Raw genomic sequence first — 22,860 nt, 5'->3', positions numbered from 1 at the left:
TCAGTGTACGGAACCGACGGCGACCCGTCAGACCATCCGACATAAAATCAATTGACCAACTGCTTCGTGCCATGACCGGTTGCGTCAATGGCATCGGATGCCTTGCCGGTAAACGCTGTTTGCGTTTGCTTCGTAGCTGTAATCGAAGCTGATGATAGACGCGTTGTACGCGTTTATGATTCCATGTATGACCTAAGGCGCGTAAGCGGTACAAAACACTTCACCAAAGCCCCAGCGAGGATGACGTTCGGTGAGCCTAAGCAAGACCTCTTCAACGAAACTATCGTCAACTTGGCGTTTACGGTAGTAATAAGCCGTGCGGCTAATACCGACTGCTTGGCAGCTTTTAACGATACTCACTTGATGCCTTGCCTGTAGGTCACGAGCCCAAGCCTTACGTGTTTCTACAGGCACTAGAGCTTTTTTATAATCTCCTCCTGCATACGGGCCATCAAACTCAACTCAGCGTACATCTTCTTAAGCCGCTCGTGCTCTTGCTCAATCTGCTTAAGGCGCTTCAGCTCCGACGCTTCTAGGCCATCATACTTGGAACGCCACTTGTAAAAGGTGGAAACAGCAATACCTTCTTGGCGACATAGTTCAGCGATAGGCTCGCCGGCCTCTGCTCGCTTTAATAAAGCAATGATCTGCTCTTCACGCTTACGTTTGCTCATTGTAAAACTCCTAATTATCAATTAAATTTTAAAGGAAATTTCTACATTTGAGCTGTATTAATTTAGGGGGTGGCTACCAAATCATGTTAATATGATGTTTATCAGATATAAAACTTTTTGATTTCTGTTTGAGGGCGTTTAATGGTTGATATTGAAGAGTACATGAGAAAAAATCCGTTCAGCACAAAGGATAAAAAATCTAAGCTGTTCCAGTTTGAAAAAGAAATAAAGGGGCTAAGGGAGGCTGGGGCAACTTACGCCTATATCCAAAAATTTTTAGCTGAACATGAAATAAACAGTAGTATCGTAAACATTCGACAATTTTTAATTAGGACAGATAATTTAGAACATAAACAATCCACTCAAGACAAAATAAATAATAAACCAATAAAAACTAATACTGAAAAAACGGAGACGGATAATTCACCAAAAGAACACCCTAAAAGTGATTATAAAGCCCCTAGTTGGTCTCACCCTAATGTAAAATTGGAAAATTTGATTTAAAAAACTTATAGTATTGGTTTTTTTAAGTGACAGGCTTCATCATAATATTTTCTAATATATAAGGAATACCATTCCATCATTTCAATTCGAGCAGGCATATATTCGGTACGGTGATAGGCTCTTCTGACTGAATTCCTTTCTATATGTCCTAGTTGACGTTCAATAATGTCGGGGGAGAAATTGCTTTTTTCATTCAAAATGTCTGTTGCTAGAGAACGGAAGCCATGCGGCGTAGCTATTCCATGATAGCCCATTCTACCCATTAAATAAGACAAGGCATTTTCAGACATATATTTAGTACTGTCATAGCAATTATAAAAAATATACCCTGTTTCCTGTTTGTCTAGTGTTCTAAGCTCTCGGAATAGTGATAATACCCAATCTGAAAGAGGAACAATCAAAGACATTGCTCCTCCTTTAAATTTTTCAGCAGGGATAGTCCATGTCTTTTGGTCAAAATCTATTTCTTTCCATTCAACTTGACGTAAAGAGCCAACTCGAACAAAAGTAAGAATAGTGATGAGCATAGCTATTTTTGTTTGTGCTCTAGCATTGACCGTGATTAATCGTTTAAAAAACTCTGTTAGCTCATCTTCTCGCAAAGCTAACTGATGTTTAGTAGGAGGAATAACGACAATCCCAGTTAACGATAAGATAGGGTTGATAGATAAAGCACCAATTTGAACGGCATAATTCATAATGGCATTAATTCGTTGTAATGTTCGCCTAGTTGTATCACCTAGCCCTTTATTAGATAAATCATTTAACAGATTCATTACTGTAGGTGGCGTAATTTTTTCAATAGGTATATGACCTAAAGCAGGAATAATAAGGCGTTTAATTTGATGTTGAAGATCATGAGCATATTTTTCACTTAGTCGTTTAGAGCGCATCTCAAACCATAACCAACAGTATTTTTCGAAAGTATTTTGCTCTTGTGCTTGTTGTGCTTGTTTTTTTTCTTTTTTCTCTAGGGCTGGATCTTTACCTTCTGTTTTCATGAGTATTGCTTTTTAGTGAAGGATTCTAGCTTCTTTGAGTGAAATATCTGGATATATACCAATAGATAGCGTTTTTGGGGTTTTGTTTATTCGGTAATGATATTGCCAACTCGCACCACCATTACTTCGAATGTTCAAACATAACCCTTTACCATCAAATAATTTTTTTGGGGTTTTTGTTTGAATTGCATTATTAATTTCTTGTTTAATTAAATAAGTATTTAGTTTCATTGTTTAATTTTTATTTATGAAAATAATTCATGTTAAAATAGATTTTTGGCTAAAATTAATCTACCCCCGAGCCATACATAGAGAAAAAACCACAAGTTGCCCTAAAAACTCCACAAGTTGGTGGATTCAAAACACAAGTTGGGGGGATAAAAACACAAGTTAGAAATTTTTTATGAAAATAATTCATGTTCAAATGGTTTTTTTCATTTTTACAAAATAAAAATAAAAACAAACTAAATCTGTGTAGGTAAAAATCTAACTTGTGTAGGTAAACCAATGATAATTTACCTACATAATTTAATCAATAGACTTAAATTTAATTAAAGTAAAATAAAGGAAAAGAAAGGAATTTTTATTTTAACTAGTTGTTTTTATTGATATTTTTAAACTATTTTGAATAAAAATAAATTGTTTTGAATTTGTTGATGGTGCCTGAGGCCGGAATCGAACCGGCACGCCTTGCGGCGGGGGATTTTGAGTCCCCTGCGTCTACCAATTTCACCACTCAGGCTTGAGAGGAAAGAAAGTAATTATAATCCTATTTTTTCGAGCTGTCCAAATTTTTTAATATTTTCATGAAAAGCATAAACTATTTTTGACTACTTGCCCCTCTTTATACACTTTATATCTAGCAAAGAAAAGCGTAAAATAATCCCACGATTAAAGATTACAGAATTTACGCTATACACTCATATCATTCATGATTGTCAAAAAACTCCCCTATAAGATTGGCTCTCTATCGCAATTGCTATTACAACTCGCCATCTTGTTTGCCTTTTGGTATGTTGGTTACTTCATCTCTAGTTATTTTAACTTGTCCCTTTCTGCGGGTGTAACAGGCTTATTTCTCATGCTTTTCGCATTATTACTAGGGGTGATGAAATTATCTTGGGTAAGAACTGGAGCACATTGGGCATTAGGGCATTTGGTCCTGCTATTTGTCCCCTGTGTTATTGGTTTAATGAACTATAAAACGTTATTACTCACGGATGGTTGGAAACTTATTATCGCTGTGGTTATTGGTACAGCTACTGTTATGATTGTCACGGGGTACAGTGTGAAATTTGGATTTCTGTGTGAAGAAAAATTAAAAGCCTATCTGAAAAAACAAGGCAGACCATAATGAATACTATCGCTCTTATATGTTTACTGCTAACAATAGTAATTTATTTACTCTGCAAGAAACTCTATGCACGTTATCCTATTCTTGTGTTTACCCCCATTATTCTGATTTCTACCATTATATTTATAGGGTTGGCGATTTTTGATATTTCCTATCACGAGTACATCACCTACAATCAATGGTTAATTTGGCTGTTAGGTCCTATCACTGTTGCTTTTGCGATTCCTATTTATGAATATCGCTATTTAATTTTAAAACATACCATCTCTATTGGTATTGGCGTGGTGCTTGGGATGTTAGTGGGGGTATTGATTGCCTATGGATTTTCACGCTTATTCGGTTTTAATGATGAAATCACCCATAGTCTAATGGCACGTTCTATTTCCACCCCTTTTGCGATTGAATTAGCTAAAAGCACCAAAGGTTCAGCTGAACTGGCCACCGCTTTTACAATGATGACAGGTATCACGGGCGTAGTGATTGGTGATTTTGTCCTCGGATGGATTAAATTGGACTCTCATTTTGCACAAGGGGCGGCATTTGGTAATGCGGCGCATGGATTTGGTTCTGCCAAAGCCATGCAAAGACATCAAGAAGAAGGGGTTATCGCTAGTTTAACGATGGTAGTAGCTGGCTTATTCATGGTCTTAGTAGGACCTTGGCTTATTACGTCCTTAACCACCTAAAGAATAAAGAGGAGAATCGTTTACTGTTTCGGAACAGACTGACGCTTATTTTCTGGGACATAAATCATTCTGCCATCATTTAAGCGATAAGTAATGCCTGCTCGCAATCCCTCTCCCTCACCCATTTCACCATTAGACTCGTAACGTTTAAGCTCTTTGCCCTCTTTTACCATAATTTTCATCGTCTCTTTTCCAGGATTCTCAACTACCACCACATCTTCGTTTGAAAATGGATTTAAGGGATTCTGTGCGATAGTGACCATTAATACACCAATAATCACTAGAAAAAGGTCTATCAGATTGACCACTGATAGCATAGGATCATTATCTTCTTCATCAAGGAATCGCATTATTTATCCCCATGCTGTTGTTCAAATTGGCGTAGATCTTCTAGTAACCAACGACGACGTATATTCAGTATAAAAAAACAAATACTCGCCGCAATTAACGCTAAAATAACCGCGGAGAAAGCTGTCACCATATTTTGTCCCACAGCACTTGCATCGTTTGAACCTAACGCTAATAATGCTGGTCCCATAGGAATCATCGTTGCTATTAAGCCTAACATAGGTGCAGTCCTAGCAATAATTTTCAAGCCTTCAAGCTTTTTCATAATCCACAGCTCTATATCATCACTGCTCTTGATTCCATATTTAGTTGCATAATAGTTTAAAGGTGAAATATAGTTGCTTGACTGACGTTGTAACCACTCAAACAAAAATCCTCCTAACATCCATAACGCATAAATAAGAGCAATAGCAATTAGGAGTAATACAGGGACTAAAAACACCCTTGAAACCTCATATAAATTTGCTTCGATTTGACTAATAAATTCCATGTTTATCACTTTACTAACTGTTGATATCGTTTCTGTTTAAACCATTGTGTTGCCATACCAGCAGCAATCATCAATAACATACCCCATAAGACCCACTTTGACTGCTGCTGTTTTGGGGTCACCACTTCCTGTAATACTTGTCCATGTACTTGTTCAGATGATGTTTGCGGCACAACCTCACTAGAGGAGTTTGGTGAAGTTTGCGTTACCTCAGGTATTGCTCCTTCATTGAATCCCACTCCTTTGGCTATTTGTTCAATAAACGCTTTTGTTTTTGGTGCCCCTATTGTCACGCCATGATTATTTTCTAAGTCGTGCCAACGCTCTACTAACGCCTGTTGCGTTTCTTTACTTGCTTGCCAATAACCTTTACGAATCGCCTCTATCATTTTTTCAATCATTTGTGCTTGTGCCGTTGGATTGTGTTGCTCAAACCATTTATTCATATCTAATTGATATTTATCTTGAATATACACATCCATCATTGCCTGCCACTGGTCATCACGTACACTACGCTCATCCATCACTTGCCAGCCAAATAAATTATTATTGACATTTACTATCGCCACGGTACCCGCATATCCCTCCGCTTGCATGGACTTAATCCACTGTGGGTTTAGATAACGTACGCGCATTTCATCACTGAGAAACTGCTCAAGCCCCTTTGTTTTTGGTTGCTGCTGACGCAAATCAGAAATCATTAACTGAGGCGCCTTACCATCAAGATGTTTTATCGCTGATGATAATCCTCCTAAAAACTCAAATGGATGATCTGTCGATAACACACCATGAACATTTGATGATCTAGCCATTACGGCCATATCAGTTCCTTTTAACTGCTCTGCAAATAAATTTTCACTCCCTGCTGATTGACCCCAATGGTCTTTACCAAAACTATATTGAAGGCTCTTTAAAAATTGTTGTGCTAATGCACTATCATCATCCCACTCTGTAGAGTGCATCGCCAAATGTGGAACACCTGTCCCATATTCTCCAGGGGAATTACCAAAAAGACGTCTGCCAGCCATGAGTAATGCCTCTTTTTCAGGCAACCCTTTTTTGATCAATTCAGACGCAATACTTTTTGTATTGTCTGCGACTAAATTATTCTGCTCATCTAAGAGTGATAATTTTTGTATCGCCTCATCCAATAAACGTATATACGAATCAAACTGATCCCGATAGACTCCTGTCACTTGCACAACAACATCAATCCGTGGGCGATTTAATTCTTGCGTTGGAATAATCTCCAATGCTATCAATTTGCCAGCTGGATTCCAAACAGGACGTAAGCCTAATGCATAGAGTATTTGAGACTCTGTAATACCCATATGTCTTATGGCTTCTGATGACCATAAACTGAAGGCTAATTTCTTGGGGTACGCCTGCTGATGAGCATCTCGATAAGAGTTGACTAGTTGAGCAAATGCTTGTTCTGCTGACTCATAAGCTGCTTTTGTCGGAATCTTGGTTGCTTCAAACGCATAGAGATTTTTACCGCTTTCAATATCTGGTTGACGAATAGGATCCCCTCCGTTACCTGCAGGTACAAATTCTCCAGATAAAGCCGACAACAATGACTCTAATTCATGGGTATTTTGCAATCGTTGATAATTTTCTTGTGCTGTAGCGGTAAAAGGGGCTAACTCTGGTGCAACGCTTTCTCCATTAATCATTTTTTCTACCGCTAAATAAGCAGGATGTTGAGTTAGCTTATCAACATTATCGAATAATCGTTCTTCATAATTTAAGTTTAAAGCATTATAAAAACTTTCCCCTAATTGCTGCATCACCATTGTAATTAAATGGGATTTATCTGCTTCTTTTCCAAACGTATGTAACCCAAGCGGTGTAGCAACATTCGCCATCTCATGTAAATGATCATGTAACTGTGCCAGATAGTCTGCGAATTTTGCTTGCATATCTTTTTCTTGCCATTGCATATCATTAGATAGCTTACTGTTTATACTTAAAGTAATAATATTCTGCTTTAATTGCTCTTTGGTCATCCCATCATCTGCTTGCTCATATTGATGGATAAGCTCATGTATATCACGCAATTCCTCATATAACCCAGCAGGAGAAAATGGAGGTGTCTGATGACTAATAGTAATCGCTCGACCGCGACGTTTAGCCTGTATTGCCTCGCCTACATTATCTTGGATATATGGATAAAAAATAGGTAAACCTCCTGCTGTTAACCATGAATAATCTTCGGCAGCAAGTCCTCTATCTTTCCCGGGTAGCCACTCTTGCGTACCATGTGTCCCTAAGTTAATTAAGGTATGTTCATTTTCTTGCAGATAAAGAAAAGCTGCCATATACCAATGGTCAGGAATACTGTGTGTATCATGATAATGTTGTTTATTGTTATGCAAATGTCTTGCCAGTTGTGGTAACACCGTAATATTCCCTATTTGCCAGCGAGGGATCAGAAAATAACGCTTACCCTCCACTTCTCTAATAGCTGGATGGTCTGCTAGACGTCCATTATGAAGTAATTCATTTTTACGATAAGAGGGTAACTGATTAAGCCATTGTTCATATTTATCAACTGGATATAAGGCTACCAATCCTTGTTGTCTTAACTCATCAAGCAATGTTGGTTTATAAATAGCACTTAACAAGCGCTGTGCTGTTTTAATCACATTTTCTTCGCTCAAATTGCCTTCAACGTAATAAGCATGATTTTTTAAGGCTTGTGTAATCGACACAATGCTAGTAGGTACATTTAAATTGGATGCGCCAATATTTTTATCCCCTTCAGGATGATTCCAAAACATAATGGCAATTTTTTTATCCGCATTCTTCAGATGTTTAAGTACTAGCAAGTTTTTCAACTTCGTAATTAAAGCATGCGCCTGTGTCGGAATAAGACGCTCTTTACCTTGTGATGTTGCTGATAGTACGATAGGATCACTCAATCCCCAACTCTCAGGGATAGATAAAAATAACGCTGTGGTATTCGCATTAACTCCACTCGCTGCATTTGCCCATTGAGCCAAGGAACCCTCCCTAAACTTCAACGTTTGTATGACAGGAATATTCATTACTTGAAAATCTTTTTTCAGTTGTTCGCCATTTTGTAGATGCGTCATATTGACCAATACATCTACATTATTCTTGCCAACAATCTCTACCAAGCTTCGCTTTCCGTTCGACCAAAATACAATAGGCATCATATGATGGGCTTCACTACGTGCCACTAACTCATCAATATTCTGTGTCAACATATCCCCAATTACTGAAGAATGCGTTAAAAATCCCACCTTACCAGTCACTGTTAAATGCTGTTGTTTTTGGTAGGATTCATACCACCTGAGGTATTCTTGGATAGAGTAAAAGAGTTGTGGCGCATCAGGATGATAAAAAGCACTATCAGGAACACGCTCTGGCATTACCAACAAATCATTATCAATTTCTTGATTCAGCAACGTTAATTTAAGTAGTTGAAAAAAACGTTGGTAGTTTCTCTCTCCACCTGATTGATATAAAGCCGTTAATACTTTTACGATAGATGTATCCAAACTACTCTCTGGTCGCCCACCACCTATCATTAGATAAGGGTTATTTTGTTCTGTCCGAATTTTTTCCCAAACAGATTTAAACTGTGCACGATCATTAGGTCGAGGAGTATCAAAAATAAGCACGTCATTATTATCTATTGGGACGTTTAATGAAGAATTTTTTTGACCTAGCTGTTGAGACACTAATTTTATCCCTTGTTGCTGGGCTATCTTACTCAAATGCATATATTTTTCTTCCGATACAAACGTAGTATGCAACATATGTACCGTCGGCAATGTCTGCCCTTGAGTCAGGGTATGCCAACATAAGAAAAACACACTAAAAATACCTAATAGCAAGCGTGGTATCTGCATTGTTATTAACACTCCTCTCCAACTCACCATCTAGAATCTTGCTGTAAAGCCAGCAAAATAACGGCGCCCCTCGTCTGCACGACTAAACAAGCTAATATCATCTAGTGCTAAGCGTTTATTAGCGATGTTTTCTATACCTGCTCTAACACTGAGATTTTTATTGATGTCATAATTCACATACCAATGCACTAAGTTATAGGCTGGTTGATTCTTAGTCGTTCTATATTGTGAGCCTATGTGCTCAAATCGAACACTCGTACTTAACCCATCAAGAGGTTTCCATGTCACCATCGCATTCGCACGATGGCGAGAACGGTCACTCAACGGTTCTGATAAGGTCTTATTTTTAGCACTCAAGTAAGTATAGTTTGCTTCCGCTTCCCACGTTTCTGAGAATTTATACCCTAGCGTGAATTCTGCACCTTGCAATACCGCTTTATTCACATTTTCGTAGGCAAGACATACCCTTCCTGCCACATCACATTGTTTTTGGCGAGTTGTTTCGATAAGATTATTAACATCATTTCTAAACAGCGTTACCCCTGCAGAGAATTGGTTATCATCATAGGCTGCTCCTAGTTCATACGAGACGGTTGTTTCGGGTTTTAACTCTGGATTGCCACGAATAATACCTCGCCCTCCCATCGCTGCTCTGGACTCATATTCTGCCGATAACTGTTTTAGTGTAGGTGCTTTAAAACCTTTACCAACCCCAGCTTTAATCGTCCATACCTCATTTGGCCTATAGGTAAGGTAGGCTCTAGGACTAAATTCCCAGCCAAAATCTTCATGTCTGTCTGCTCGTACACCTATTACTGCATCCCATTTATCATTGATGAACAACTCATCTTGTAAAAATACCGCATAGTGATTTTGAGCCTTATGCTTTTTCTTATTGATAGTTGGATCATCCAGTGATTCACGTCTGTATTCAGCCCCTGCCGTTACATAATGATGATTGCCTAATCTAAAACTAGCTTTACCATCAATCACACTATCTCTAAACTTATTAGGACCTCCAGCATCTTTATCATCAGTTCGATGAGCGAGACGTTTTAACTCCGTCTGATATACACGCAACATCGTATCCCCCCAACTCCAAGTACCTTGATGAGAAAGAGAATAGCGACGACGCTGCACATCATGCGTTAAATGATAATCAGGCGATTTGACTAATATGGGTTTACTCGGTTTTCCCGGCTTAGATCCTGAACTAGGCAACTTAGACACTGACCCCTCTCGATAGCTTTCTTGTTCTTCATTATTCATATCTATTGATGCATCAATTCTTTGTTGTGCGTCAGGAGTCCATGTGAGACCTATATGTCCTGTTTTAGCTTGTTGTTTATCCAAGGCATAAAATGGTTTTTCCACCTCTTTTAATGGTTCACGATAGCGGTACTCTCCCCAAAGGTTTAAACCTAAAGTATCCTTAACCAATGGTCCGCCAAGATAAAAACCCGTTTTAAATTGATCACCACCTAAACCATGATCATTCCATACGCCATAACTACTTAGTGATCCTTCCCATTTATCTGTTGCCGTCCTTGTAATCATATTGACTACACCACCTAATGCTTCTGAACCGTATAAAGAAGACATTGGGCCACGCACTATTTCGACACGCTCTAACGCTTCTGTTGGCACCCAACCTAACTCAAAATCCGAGTGCGCAATTGCTGAAGCAGAATTATTAATTCGTTCGCCATTAATCAGAATTAAGGTATGATCTGAATTCATCCCTCGAATACTAATGCCTTGCCTACCATTGCCTAAACTCTCTAGTGACACCCCCACACTGGCATCAACTGCCTTTGCTAAATCATTCACAGGTTGTTGTTGTAATTTTTTCTGCGTAATCACAGAAATACTGGCTGGCGCATCTACTAATGCACGTTCTGACGAAGTAGCTGTTACAACGATATTTTCTAATGTAGGAACATCTTGTTCTTGTAATTCTTGGTTCGATAATTGAGTTACTGCTAAAGCCGTTTGTGTGAGTAAGGCACTAATAATTGCAGAATATAAAAGACTTTTTTCCATTTTTCCCCGTTCAAAATATGTTATGTTATAACATAACATTTATTTCGTAAAGCAAAAAAGGGAAATAAATAGACGTTTTTGCTTAATTTATTTAACAATTCAATTAAGACAATGTTACTTAAATCCCTCTTTTTCAATGTCGTTTTTATCGACTATTTCTATTAATCAAAAGTGAAAATAGCGCCTACACTAGCACCAAGCCCTCCTCTACTATCTGCACTAAAAGCCCCTTTCCAGACAATTTTCCCTGTACTGCTCATTCTAGAAATTCCCAATGCATAGCCCGTTTCCCCACGATAAACAGCAGTACCAATCATCATTCCTGTTTGCTCTGGCTTCCATGCTTGCGGAAGGCTTGCGACTGCCATGGCTGAGGCAATACCTGCTTGTGATTGTTTCTTCACAGAGCGTAAGCTAGAGCTTAAATCTGCTGTTTTGCGATCTAATCCATCCAATCGTTTGGTATGCTCTATTTGATTTGCATTCACATGACCTAAAGCACTGGCGACATCATGATGTGTCATCGTTTTACCTGTCTTGGCATCTGTCACTTGAATGTTTGGAGCCGTTACGACACCATTTGGTAAGGCTTTTGAGCCTCCTCCAAGAATAGTAGCAACGCTCTTAGCCGTATTATCTGTTTTGGTATCCAATCCATCTAAACGAGCGGTATGTACGACTTGATTCGCATTCACATGCTCAAATGCACTACCCATATTGTTATGGGTAATTGTTTTACCTGTTTTTGCATCAGTGATATTGATGTTAGGAACCGTTAAGCGTCCCTCTTTAGTAACTGTAACCCCAGCACCAAAATTTTTAGCTACATCTGAGGCTAAATCAAATACTTGTCCGCCTGTGACGGCGTCTTTAGAACCAGACGTAATAGCCCCTTTACCAACATTACCGATAACATTACCACCCATATCAATTTTGGCAGAGGATAATACCGTAATACCTTTACCTACCGTTACCACACCATCAAACACAGGGTTATCAGACAGGTTTAAACTAATCACACCACCGTTAGCGACTGTGCTGATATTTTTATCGCCTTTGATAGTCACTTTATCCCCTAATTGACGATTAAAGTTTCCTGTATCACCAGCAAAGTTTAAGCCTTTAGCGATAGTAGTTTCGTTAGCAAAAATACGATTGTCTTGCTCTGCATCTTTTACATCAATACGAGCAATCGCTTGGTCGTGACCATCTAAACGATTATCATGTTCGACATCTTTTGCTTTTAGACCTGAAATATCGGTCGCATTTTGGGTAATTTTACTATCTTGAGAAGCATTTTGGGCATCTACATAGGTTTTGTCCGCTTTCTTCGCAATCTCAGTATCTTGCTTCACATTTTGTGCGTCTACATAGGTCTTATCAGCTTTCTTACTTAGCTCTGTATCCACATAAGTTTTGTCCGCTTTTGTAGCAATCTCAGTATCTTGCTTCACATTTTGTGCGTCTACATAGGTCTTATCAGCTTTCTTACCTAGCTCTGTATCCACATAAGTTTTGTCCGCTTTTTTTGCAATTTCTACATCTTGATCGTTATTTTTTGTTTCTATAGTCGTTAGACGATTATCTTGGGTCGTATTTTTGGTTTCAATTTCAGTAATACGCGTTTCATTAATAGTTGATGAGTCAGCATCTCCTAATAAAAAAAAACGTTGTGTAATCGTATCCTGTCATATAACTGCCAGACCGATTTGTTCTAGTTTCAATTGGAGTTCTACAACCATCATTATCATATGAGGTAGCAGAAACAACTTAAAAAAATAGATTTATATGTAGGATCTGGTGGTTCATATTCCGCCGCCTGCAAAGGCACGCTAGATACCAGTAAAAATCCTGCGAGTATTTGTTTATATAATGTATTCTTATCGAACTGCATAAAAGTCTCCGATTTTCCTAAAATTGATGAATAAATACTCTCCTGCTATCAAAAAAAAGCTAACGTATTTATTCGATAGCTTTTAACGGCGTTTGAGTATTTTCATTCTAGAAAAACGTCTTATTTCGCTCTATACTTATTCTTTCAAATGTCCGTGAGTATTAATACGTATTACGTGTTTTCTCATATCAATATTCAAGAGGTTTACTAATGACGAATCAACAAGTCGCTGTTTTAGGTGCCGGTATTATGGGGCATGGCATTGCTCAGCTATATGCCATGGCAAATTATCAAGTAGCTCTTTATGATATTTCTCATGATGCCTTAAACAAAGGTATTCATCATATTCAAGAAAGTCTTAAGCACTTTTCTACTATTGGGTTGATAGCTCCAGAAAAAATTTCATCTATTCTGGCTAATATACACCCAACAACATCAATTGAAGAAGCGGTAACTGAGGCGGTTATTATTACCGAAGCTGCCCCTGAAATTCTTTCTCTAAAATATGATTTATTTAAACAAATTGAACAATTTGCAAGTATTGATGCAATCATTGCCTCGAATACATCGTCATTTGCTGTAGAGAAGCTCGCAGAAGGCATTCAACACAAAGAACGCTTTGTGATTACTCATTTTTTTAATCCTGCTCAGATTGTACCGTTGGTTGAAATTCTGGGTAATCATCAAACCCCAAAAGAGGTTCTAGATCGGGTAAAACAGATGATGCAGGCTATCGACAAAGAACCTGTGGTATTGCTAAAAGACAAGCCCGGGTTTATTGCAAATCGTCTCCAAGCGGCTCTTGCTAGAGAAGCCCTTAGTTTGCTTGAAGAAGGAGTTGCCGATGCTCATAGCATTGACACAGCAATTACCGCTGGTCCTGGTTTTAGATGGGCATTTATCGGCCCCTTAGAAACAGCCGACTTTGGGGGCTTAGATACATGGGCAAGAGTGATTGAAAATCTTGCCCCTACATTAAACAAAAGTGAGCATGCCCCTCAATCAATCACTGAGCTAGTTCACAAAGGAGCTCTTGGTGTGAAAACTGGTGCTGGTATTTACTCATATACTCCTGATAGCATTGCTAACAAAACTACGCAACGAGATATAAACTTCTTAAAATTGATGAAATTAAAGCAGAGTATCGAATAATTTAAATCAATATTTTTATCCACTTTTTCCTTTACATACCAAAACTTAACCTTCCCTTAACTACTTAACAAGTATTAACATATAGTTTTAAATAGACATGGTATTATTACCTATATACAGAATGTTTTACTGACGCTGTAAATTTTTTAATTTTTACAAAAGGAAGAAATAATGAGCTTTGATTTAGGACAATTATTCCAGGGCCCAGTACGTGATTTAGTACTTGGTCAAGTAACTAAACAATTTGGCTTATCTAATGATGGCGCTGGTAACCTAGTAAACAAAGGTTTATCAATGGTATTAGGTAGCATGGCTCAAAAAGCAGGCTCAAAAGAGGGTGCTACTGGCTTATTTGATTTGATTAAAAACACAGCCTTCTCTGGCAATGTTAATCCTTTAGACATTATCACTGGCAAATCACAAGCTACAGCAACTGAAGCTGGTAGTTTATTAGAATTAGGCAAAAACTTAATTCCTAGCATTTTCGGCTCTCGTACTGATGCTGTTAGCGCTTACTTAGCAAATAGTGCTAATACAACAAGCGATAAAGCAAAAGGTGTTTTAGGTTTATTAATTCCAACTATTTTTGCTTTCTTTAAAAACAAAATCGCTAGTGGTTTAGGTTTAGGTGGATTTGCTAGTCTATTAGGCGAACAATCTAAATTTGCTGCTAATCACTTAGATACTGAAGCACTAGGTGCATTAGGCTTTGCAAATACATCATTAAACGATGTATTCGGTGGTGTTAATCGTTTAGCTTCTTCATTAGGCACAACAACTGCTGCTGTTGGTGCAACTGCAGCTGGCGTTAGTGCTGCAACTGCGGCAGCGGCTAAATCAGCTACAACAACTGCAACTACATCAGCTGCTAACGCTGCTAAGCCTGTAGTTCAATCTGGTAAATCTGGTGGTGGTCTATGGAAATGGTTAGTTGCTGCTGCTGTTCTATTAGCTGCATTACTAGGTATTAAGAGTTGCTCTAGCGACAAAGAAGTGTCTGCTCCTGTTGAAAACAAACCTGCTGAAACTGCTCCAGCTCCTAAAGCGGAAGAAAAACCTGTAGAAGCTGCTCCGGCCCCTAAAGCTGAAGAAAAACCTGCAGAAGCTGCTCCGGCCCCTAAAGCTGAAGAAAAACCTGCGGAAGCTGCTCCGGCAGCTGCAGCTACTCCAGCTCCTGAAGTTAAAGTTACTGAAGGTCTAGGTGACTTAGGCTGGATGAAATCTGACAAAGATTTAACTGTATCTGGTACAGTTCAAAATGAAGGTATCAAATCTAGTATTCTAGATGCGTTCAAAGGTTTAGCCGCTGGTTTACCAATTGTTGATAATTTAAAAGTTGATCCATCTGTAGGTAAATTCTCATTTGATAACTTTGGTGGTTTAGCTGATATCTTCAAAAACTTCCCAGGTATCAATGGTTCGTTCGCAGATAAAGTATTTAACTTAACTGGTGAAGTGGCTAGTGATGAAGACAAAACTAGCTTAATTGACAAAGTTAAAGCGTTATTAGGTGGTTTATTCTCTATTAATGCTGATGGCGTAAAAGTAAATGCCCCTGCTACAGCTGCTGCTCCTGCTGCTACACCAGCTGAAGAACCAGAAGCCGAAGTAATCGCCGATATGTCAGCTCCTATGTTAGACTTAAACATCGTATTTGATACAGCTAAATCTGACATTAAAGCTCGCTACAACCGTCGTTTAGATGCATTTGCTAAATACTTAATCGACAACAAACGTGGCGGTGAAATCTCTGGCCATACTGATAATGTTGGTGATGCTGCTGCTAATCAAAAACTATCAGAAGAACGTGCTAATGCCGTTCGCAACTACCTAGTTGGAAAAGGCGTACCAGCTGATTCACTTACAGCAGTTGGCTACGGTCAAGACAAACCTGCTTATGACAACAACACAGAAGAAGGTCGCAGCAAAAACCGTCGTATTGAGTTTAACGCTAAATAATCACAAAAAGCTTAAACACATATAACGTTCAAAACGTTGAGGGTGACAGAAATGTCACCCTTTTTGTTTTTGGGGATAAAGTAGCGTTTTCGGCGTGCAGGTTTTCATTATAGCGAATAAGTGACTATTCCTAATCTCCTCCATTGGAAACCTGCACGTCAAAATTAAAAAAGATCTACACCACTAAAGGGGTGACAGCATGTGACCACTTTTGTGTCTTGCGTACTTAGCCACTTCTATTGGTGGTAAAAAAACACCACTATTTTATCTCGTGTCATTATTTTTTCATCTATATCTGTTAATTATCTCGAAAATAAGGGAAAACCCTTATATGTAAATTTATTTACATATAATAATCTTTATGTAAATAAATTTCCGTCTCTGACCATGGCTATTGAAACCACTTTCACTAAAGCACTCACTCAAAAAATACATTTGTTGACAGTACCACAACAAAAGATGGCGACTTATGTATTAGAGAACCCTTTCAAAGTAGCTCTCTACTCTATTGATGAGTTTGCACAGGCTGTTCAAAGCTCAACCGCCAGTGCCAATCGTTTCGCTAAAGCCCTAGGATATGCAGGTTATGCAGCTTTTAGACAAGACCTTATAAAAGGTTTCGAGAGTGTATTAGAGTCCGTTCATCGATTAAAAGAAGAGCGCAAAACAGTCACTTCTATTCAGCAGGTATTTTCTAATGTTTTTAACGAAGTGCAAAATAATCTGGAAACTACGCGTCATCAATTAACCAATGATAGCTGTGAAAAAGCGGTACAAATGATTCTTGCGGCTAGCCGTGTCTATATTCTAGGCTTTGGTTCTAGTGGCTATTTAAGCGGCATTATGGAAAGGCGCTTATTTCCATACAACGATATGGCGGTTTCATTAAGCACCCATGGCGGGATTTCTGAGGCAGCTCGTCGTCTGACTTTTGTCAAAGAAGGTGATTTAATATTAGCGATTTCTTTTCCTCGCTATCTTCTTGATACGATAGAGTTAGCCAAAAAAGCGAAATCGCGAGGAGCAAAAATTCTTGCACTAACCGATAAATTAACCGCTCCTATCGTACCAATTGCTGACTGCGTTCTTTATGGGCAAAGTCAAACACAATATGGACAAAACTCAGAAGCATCCACCCTTGCTCTTATTGAAGGGCTGTTAGCCGCGGTTGATTATGCTTCCGATAGATCCGTCGAGTTAGCCACCGAGATGGCAGAAACGCTAGCCCCTTGGTTAGTTAACCCTAACAATTAGATATAACATGAGTTTTACTATGTCTACAACTACACCTTTACATCAATCCCAACCTGTTATCGATGTCCGTCATTTAAGCGTTGATTTTATTAGCTCTGAAAGAACTGTACACGCTGTCAAAGACTTATCTTTTGCTGTGAACAAAGGTGAGACCCTAGCTATCGTTGGCGAATCTGGTTCTGGTAAATCAGTTACTTCATTATCGCTAATGCGTTTAGTAGAAAATGGGGGCGGCACTATCACTCAAGGTGAAATGCTATTTACTGGACGCAATCAAAAAACAGTAGACTTAGCTAAACTTGATAAAGCCGACTTACGCCGTATCCGCGGTGCAGATATGGCGATGATTTTCCAAGAGCCTATGACTTCTCTTAACCCTGTATTTACAGTTGGTGAACAAATTGCTGAGTCTATCCGCTTGCATCAAGGCTTAAATGCCACACAAGCGATGTCAGAAGCATTACGTATGCTAGATCAAGTACGTATTCCAGAGGCTAAAAATGTTCTTACTCGTTATCCTCACCAGCTTTCTGGAGGTATGCGCCAGCGAGTAATGATTGCGATGGGACTTACCTGTAAACCCTCTTTACTGATCGCTGATGAGCCTACTACTGCCTTAGATGTAACTATTCAAGCACAAATCCTACAACTCATCCGTGAACTACAAAAAGAAATGAATATGGGGGTTATCTTTATTACCCATGATATGGGTGTCGTTGCTGAAGTAGCCGATCGTGTTCTTGTGATGTATAAGGGTGATAAAGTCGAAGAAAATATTTCTCAAGAAGTATTTTCTAATCCACAACATGCTTACACCAAGGCCTTATTATCAGCTGTTCCTCGTCTTGGTAGCATGGTTGGCAAGAAGCTTCCTGAGCGATTTGAATTACTGTCTATGAAAGAGCCTGACTCTATTAACAACGACATTATTCATCCTGCTCTGCAGCCCGATTATGACCACTCTCCTATTCTTCAGGTTAAAGATTTGGTGACTCGTTTTAATATCACTGGTGGTTTTTTCGGAAGAGTCCAAAAACGTGTCCATGCTGTAGAGAAAATTAATTTTGATTTATATCCAAAAGAAACGCTATCACTTGTGGGTGAATCTGGTTGTGGAAAATCAACGACTGGACGGTCTTTACTACAGTTAATTAAAGCAGAAAGCGGCAATATTATTTTTAATGATCAAAATATTAGCCAATTTAATAATGCCCAAATGCAAAAAGTACGCAGAGATATTCAATTTATCTTCCAAGACCCTTATGCCTCTTTAGATCCTCGCCAGACAGTCGGCTATTCAATTATGGAGCCACTATTAGTGCATAACATCGCTAGTGGCAAAGAAGCAGCAGATAGAGTCGCTTGGTTATTAGAAAAAGTAGGCTTATCATCTGATATGGCTCAGCGCTATCCACATGAGTTTTCTGGCGGACAGAGACAACGTGTTTGTATCGCTCGTGCCTTAGCCTTAAATCCTAAGGTTGTTATTGCGGATGAGTCTGTGTCTGCACTAGACGTTTCTATCCAAGCACAAATTATTAATCTGCTCATGGATTTACAACAAGAATTTGGTATCTCTTATCTGTTTATTTCTCATGATATGGCGGTCGTTGAACGCATCAGTCACCGTATTGCGGTAATGTATTTAGGGCAAATCGTGGAAATGGGCTCTCGACAAGCCATTTTTGAGAATCCACAGCATCCCTATACTAAAAAGCTTATTGAAGCTGTGCCGATTGCTGATCCAAGCCGTCGCCACTTAGATAAAAAATTACTCACGGGAGAAATCCCTAGCCCTATTCGTGCTTTAGGTGATGAACCTATCGTCCGTCCTCTCGAACAAGTTGGTGTAGATCATTTTGTTGCGCGCCACCCTGTTGGAATCTATCGTTAACCCTCAGTATTGTTTATCCGCTTAGGAGCATCATATGACAATTACTTCTTTTAAAAAATCACTTCTTGCCTCAGCATTGATGGCGGGTATGGCTTTTGCATCTAATGCCTATGCCGCAAAAGATGCTGTTGTAGCCATTCCATACAGCATTGACTCATTAGATCCATATAACACCAACTCAACATTAAGCCAAGCTATTGGTAAAGGTTGGTATGAAGGTCTTTTCGAGTTCAATAAAGATTTAGAAATTAAACCTCTTCTTGCAACAGGCTATGAAGTAAGCCCTGACGGTCTTGTTTATACATTTAAACTTCGCGAAGGTGTTAAATTTCAAGACGGTACTGATTTCAATGCAGAGGCTGTTAAATTTAACTTTGATCGTGTTTTAGATAAAAATAATGCGCTTGCTCGCTTTAATCAATTTAAAGCTATTAAAACCATTGAAGTCGTTGATCCTTTAACATTAAAAATCACCTTAAATGAGCCATTTTCAGCTTTCATCAATAATCTTGCCCACCCATCTGCAATGATTATTTCACCAGAAGCATTGAAAAAATACGGCAAAGACATCAACCTACATCCAGTAGGAACTGGTCGCTATCAATTCGCCGAATGGAATCCAGGTCAAACAGTGACAATGAAAAAATTTGATGGCTACTGGAACAAAGACGAACCAGCAAAACTTGACTCATTAACTTTCCGTGTCGTTAGTGATAACAATACTCGTGCGGCTGTCATGCAAACTGGTGAAGCACAATTTACTTACCCTGTGCCTTTTGAACAAGTCGATGTTCTTAAAAAAGATGACAAAATTGAGCTTGTTGTAGAGCCATCAATTATCTTGCGCTATATTTCTATGAATACTTTGGTGAAACCATTTGATAATCCTAAAGTACGTCAAGCCATCAACTATGCAATTAACAAAGAGGCCTTAAATAAAGTAGCATTTAATGGTTATGCTGATGCAGCTGCTGGTGTTGTTCCTGAGAAGGTTGAGTATTCATACAAAATCGAGCCATGGAAATATGATGTAGCCAAAGCCAAAGAACTATTAAAAGAAGCAGGCTATCCAAATGGCTTCGAATCAACATTATGGTCTGCTTATAATGACGGCACTTCTGTTAAAGCCATTCAGTTTATCCAACAACAATTACGCCAAGTCGGTATTAAAGTCTCTGTCGAAGCATTAGAAGCAGGGCAACGTGTTCAACGCGTTCAATCGGTTAAAGATCCTAAAGATGCTCAAGTCCGTATGTACTATGCCGGTTGGTCTGCATCAACTGGTGAAGCCAACTGGGCATTAAGTCCATTATTAGCTGGTGATGCTTGGCCTCCTACTTTTAATAACACGGCTTACTATAAAAACGATAAAGTTGACCAAGATTTAGCGGCGGCATTAAAAACTACCGATAAAGCAGAAAAAGCTAAGTTATATGCTGATGCACAGCAACAAATTTGGGCTGATGCACCTTGGGCATTCTTAAACGTAAGTAAAACCGTTGCTGCTCGCAATAAAAAACTAGAAGGCTTCTATGTTATGCCTGACGGTTCTTACTATTTTAAAAATGTTGAATTAAAAGATTAATTCTTTATTAAAAATAGTACGAGGGTAATCTAGCCTTTAGTCACCATAGGGCTAGATTACTTTATCGACCATATCTATAAATGATCGTGAATAATTTATTTATGCCGTTTGCTGTTTTCTGGATAATTTCATGCTGTCATACATAATCAAACGAATTTTAGGAATGATTCCTACACTTTTTATTATCTGTGTAGTGGTCTTTTTATTTGTCCATATCTTACCCGGTGATCCTGCTGTGCTTGCTGCTGGCCCTGAAGCTGATGCTGAGACTGTAGAGCTGGTTCGTAAGAGTTTAGGATTGCATCTACCTTTGCATGAGCAATTTATTCATTACATGGGGAATCTATTTCATGGTGATTTGGGCACATCTCTACGGTCAAAGCGTCCTGTATTAACTGAGATTGCTACTCGCTTTAACCCAACCATGATGTTAACAATTACTAGCATGATTTGGTCAGTTATTTTTGGTTTAACGATTGGTGTAGTTTCTGCTGTATGGCGTAATCGTTGGCCAGATCGCTTGTTTATGACACTAGCCGTCTCAGGTATTTCTTTTCCTGCCTTTGCTTTAGGTATGGTATTAATTCAATATTTTTCGGTGAGTTTAGGCTGGCTACCCTCTGTTGGGGCCAGTTCATGGAAACATTATATTCTTCCTTCAATTACGTTAGGGGCTGGTGTTGCTGCTGTCATGGCTCGTTTTACACGCGCATCTTTTGTTGAAGTGATTAATGAAGATTTTGTAAGAACTGCTCGTGCAAAAGGGCTCTCTGAACCTGTGGTAATTATTAAGCATAGTTTGCGTAATGCACTAATTCCCGTTGTGACTATGATGGGACTACAGTTTGGTTTCCTATTAGGCGGCTCTATTGTAGTAGAGACCGTCTTTGGGTGGCCTGGTATGGGGAGTTTATTGGTAGATGCAGTGTCTGCTCGTGACTATCCTGTTATCCAAGGATTAGTTTTACTTTTTTCTGTCGAATTTATTCTGATTAATTTAATCGTCGATGTTCTCTACGGTGTAATTAATCCAACCATCCGTTATAAATAAATGAGCTGTATCATGACACAAAAAAATTCTTCTACAAAAGATCATATCCGTACACCAACCTCAGAGTTTATTCGGAAATTTAAAAAACAAAAATTGGCTATGCTAGCTGGACTATTTGTTTTGCTATTAGTCATTATTGCTATTGCTGCTCCATGGATTGTTCCTTTTGATCCTGAAAACTATTTCGATTATGATAAGCTCAACTCCCCTCCAACTTGGGAACACTGGATGGGTGTCGATTCTCTTGGCCGTGATATTCTAAGTCGAATTATTATGGGCACTCGAATTTCGCTTGCTGCTGGCTTTATTTCAGTCGCTTTAGGTGCAATTATCGGCACTATTCTCGGACTCCTTGCTGGTTATTATGAAGGTTGGATAGATCGTGTTGTTATGCGTATTTCTGATGTATTACTTGCCTTTCCGGGTATTTTATTGGCTATTGGTGTTATTGCCGTACTTGGTGCTAGCATTATTAATGTCATTATTGCTGTAGCTGTATTTAGTATCCCAGCATTTGCACGTTTAGTACGTGGCAATACTCTTGCCCTCAAAAATATGACCTATGTTGAAGCGGCTCGTAGTATCGGTGCATCAGATTTTTCAATTATATTGAAACATATTTTGCCTGGCACAATTTCACCTATTGTTGTCTATGGGACAATGCGAATTGGTACTTCTATTATTACAGCGGCTTCTTTATCTTTCATTGGTTTAGGTGCTCAGCCACCTACCCCCGAATGGGGAGCAATGTTAAATGAGGCTCGTGCGGATATGGTATTAGCACCTCATGTAGCACTCTTTCCTTCTTTAGCCATTTTCTTGACTGTTTTAGCCTTTAATTTATTAGGTGACGGTCTACGTGACGCCTTAGATCCCAAATTAAAACAATAAATTCTTATGATGAACGTTTTTAATTCAACCATTAACGAATCCACACCACCAACCATTGGTATTCTGCCAAGTGGACCGAATAACCAAATTACTGATATTGCGGGTGTGAGCGTTGGACAGGTAACTTTACAAGAAGGTTCTACATCGTAAACTGGGTTACCGTCATTACACTCATGCAGGTGATATTTTACTGAAAGGT

At 38.8% G+C, this 22,860-nt stretch carries 20 protein-coding genes, 1 tRNA gene and 1 pseudogene; 11 read left to right on the top strand and 11 right to left on the bottom strand.

Annotated features, from left to right (window positions below; all coding sequences use genetic code 11):
• The 3 genes and pseudogenes from V757_RS28420 to V757_RS20670 all read right to left on the bottom strand — a co-directional run.
• A pseudogene (locus V757_RS28420) lies at nt 1-214 on the bottom strand (IS3 family transposase); the annotation flags it as partial.
• A complete protein-coding gene (locus V757_RS27535; RefSeq protein ID WP_052019301.1) occupies nt 193-414 on the bottom strand; it encodes a hypothetical protein in 222 nt (73 codons plus the stop codon). The gene V757_RS27535 and the pseudogene V757_RS28420, both read right to left, overlap by 22 nt.
• The gene (locus V757_RS20670; RefSeq protein ID WP_023949273.1) at nt 414-674 is read right to left on the bottom strand and encodes a transposase; all 261 of its coding nucleotides are present in this window, start codon (nt 672-674) and stop codon (nt 414-416) included. Before V757_RS20670 ends, V757_RS27535 begins: the two co-directional genes overlap by 1 nt.
• A gap of 141 nt (nt 675-815) precedes the next feature.
• On the opposite strand from V757_RS20670, the gene V757_RS20665 reads away from it, so the two are divergent.
• Complete coding sequence (locus tag V757_RS20665; protein ID WP_023950653.1) at nt 816-1,178, top strand: hypothetical protein; 363 nt, start codon at nt 816-818, stop codon at nt 1,176-1,178.
• A gap of 5 nt (nt 1,179-1,183) precedes the next feature.
• Here the strand turns inward: V757_RS20665 and V757_RS20660 are convergent, their stop codons facing one another.
• From V757_RS20660 to V757_RS20655, 3 genes are all read right to left on the bottom strand, one after another.
• Nucleotides 1,184-2,179: a tyrosine-type recombinase/integrase gene (locus tag V757_RS20660; RefSeq protein ID WP_052019299.1), complete on the bottom strand. Its 996-nt coding sequence runs from the start codon at nt 2,177-2,179 to the stop codon at nt 1,184-1,186.
• 12 nt (nt 2,180-2,191) lie between these two features.
• The gene (locus V757_RS27530) at nt 2,192-2,410 is read right to left on the bottom strand and encodes an Arm DNA-binding domain-containing protein (protein WP_052019297.1); all 219 of its coding nucleotides are present in this window, start codon (nt 2,408-2,410) and stop codon (nt 2,192-2,194) included.
• Nucleotides 2,411-2,836: 426 nt separating this feature from the next.
• A tRNA-Leu gene (locus tag V757_RS20655) sits at nt 2,837-2,921 on the bottom strand.
• Nucleotides 2,922-3,110: 189 nt separating this feature from the next.
• On the opposite strand from V757_RS20655, the gene V757_RS20650 reads away from it, so the two are divergent.
• Nucleotides 3,111-3,533 carry a CidA/LrgA family protein gene (locus tag V757_RS20650; protein WP_023950651.1) on the top strand — a complete coding sequence of 141 codons (423 nt, stop codon included), beginning with the start codon at nt 3,111-3,113 and terminating at the stop codon, nt 3,531-3,533.
• Nucleotides 3,533-4,219, top strand: coding sequence for an LrgB family protein (locus V757_RS20645; RefSeq protein WP_023950649.1), 687 nt, complete (start codon nt 3,533-3,535; stop codon nt 4,217-4,219). Before V757_RS20650 ends, V757_RS20645 begins: the two co-directional genes overlap by 1 nt.
• 20 nt (nt 4,220-4,239) lie before the next feature.
• On the opposite strand, the gene V757_RS20640 is transcribed toward V757_RS20645, so the two are convergent.
• The 5 genes from V757_RS20640 to V757_RS20620 all read right to left on the bottom strand — a co-directional run bounded on the left by V757_RS20640 (nt 4,240) and on the right by V757_RS20620 (nt 12,489).
• On the bottom strand, nt 4,240-4,569 hold the full coding sequence (locus V757_RS20640; RefSeq protein ID WP_023950647.1) for a DUF2149 domain-containing protein: 330 nt from the start codon (nt 4,567-4,569) through the stop codon (nt 4,240-4,242).
• Nucleotides 4,569-5,057: a MotA/TolQ/ExbB proton channel family protein gene (locus V757_RS20635; RefSeq protein ID WP_023950645.1), complete on the bottom strand. Its 489-nt coding sequence runs from the start codon at nt 5,055-5,057 to the stop codon at nt 4,569-4,571. The genes V757_RS20640 and V757_RS20635 overlap by 1 nt, the downstream gene beginning before the upstream one ends.
• Before the next feature lie 5 nt (nt 5,058-5,062).
• Entirely contained in the window at nt 5,063-8,938 is a 3,876-nt protein-coding gene (gene cobN, locus V757_RS20630; RefSeq protein ID WP_023950643.1) for a cobaltochelatase subunit CobN, read from the bottom strand.
• A 30-nt stretch (nt 8,939-8,968) separates the two neighbouring features.
• Complete coding sequence (locus V757_RS20625) at nt 8,969-10,981, bottom strand: TonB-dependent receptor domain-containing protein (protein ID WP_023950641.1); 2,013 nt, start codon at nt 10,979-10,981, stop codon at nt 8,969-8,971.
• 161 nt (nt 10,982-11,142) lie between these two features.
• Nucleotides 11,143-12,489: a YadA-like family protein gene (locus tag V757_RS20620; RefSeq protein WP_023950639.1), complete on the bottom strand. Its 1,347-nt coding sequence runs from the start codon at nt 12,487-12,489 to the stop codon at nt 11,143-11,145.
• Between the two features lie 596 nt (nt 12,490-13,085).
• Here V757_RS20620 and V757_RS20615 point away from each other — a divergent pair.
• The 8 genes from V757_RS20615 to V757_RS28415 all read left to right on the top strand — a co-directional run bounded on the left by V757_RS20615 (nt 13,086) and on the right by V757_RS28415 (nt 22,811).
• Nucleotides 13,086-14,027: a 3-hydroxyacyl-CoA dehydrogenase family protein gene (locus tag V757_RS20615; protein WP_023950637.1), complete on the top strand. Its 942-nt coding sequence runs from the start codon at nt 13,086-13,088 to the stop codon at nt 14,025-14,027.
• A gap of 171 nt (nt 14,028-14,198) precedes the next feature.
• Complete coding sequence (locus V757_RS27525) at nt 14,199-15,986, top strand: OmpA family protein (protein WP_023950635.1); 1,788 nt, start codon at nt 14,199-14,201, stop codon at nt 15,984-15,986.
• 387 nt (nt 15,987-16,373) lie between these two features.
• Nucleotides 16,374-17,240, top strand: a complete 867-nt coding sequence (locus V757_RS20605; RefSeq protein ID WP_023950633.1) for a MurR/RpiR family transcriptional regulator — start codon at nt 16,374-16,376, stop codon at nt 17,238-17,240.
• Between the two features lie 19 nt (nt 17,241-17,259).
• The gene (locus V757_RS20600; protein ID WP_031274459.1) at nt 17,260-19,134 is read left to right on the top strand and encodes a dipeptide ABC transporter ATP-binding protein; all 1,875 of its coding nucleotides are present in this window, start codon (nt 17,260-17,262) and stop codon (nt 19,132-19,134) included.
• 34 nt (nt 19,135-19,168) lie between these two features.
• Entirely contained in the window at nt 19,169-20,719 is a 1,551-nt protein-coding gene (gene gsiB / locus V757_RS20595; RefSeq protein WP_023950629.1) for a glutathione ABC transporter substrate-binding protein GsiB, read from the top strand.
• A 130-nt stretch (nt 20,720-20,849) separates the two neighbouring features.
• The gene (gene gsiC, locus V757_RS20590) at nt 20,850-21,770 is read left to right on the top strand and encodes a glutathione ABC transporter permease GsiC (RefSeq protein ID WP_031274457.1); all 921 of its coding nucleotides are present in this window, start codon (nt 20,850-20,852) and stop codon (nt 21,768-21,770) included.
• 12 nt (nt 21,771-21,782) lie between these two features.
• The gene (gsiD, locus tag V757_RS20585) at nt 21,783-22,661 is read left to right on the top strand and encodes a glutathione ABC transporter permease GsiD (RefSeq protein ID WP_023950625.1); all 879 of its coding nucleotides are present in this window, start codon (nt 21,783-21,785) and stop codon (nt 22,659-22,661) included.
• Between the two features lie 6 nt (nt 22,662-22,667).
• A complete protein-coding gene (locus V757_RS28415) occupies nt 22,668-22,811 on the top strand; it encodes a hypothetical protein (protein ID WP_155805792.1) in 144 nt (47 codons plus the stop codon).
• The last annotated feature ends 49 nt before the right edge of the window (nt 22,812-22,860 follow it).

Source organism: Pelistega indica (assembly GCF_000506865.1).
GTDB classification, from domain to species: domain Bacteria; phylum Pseudomonadota; class Gammaproteobacteria; order Burkholderiales; family Burkholderiaceae_B; genus Taylorella; species Taylorella indica.
This window is presented reverse-complemented; position numbering and strand designations above follow the sequence as displayed.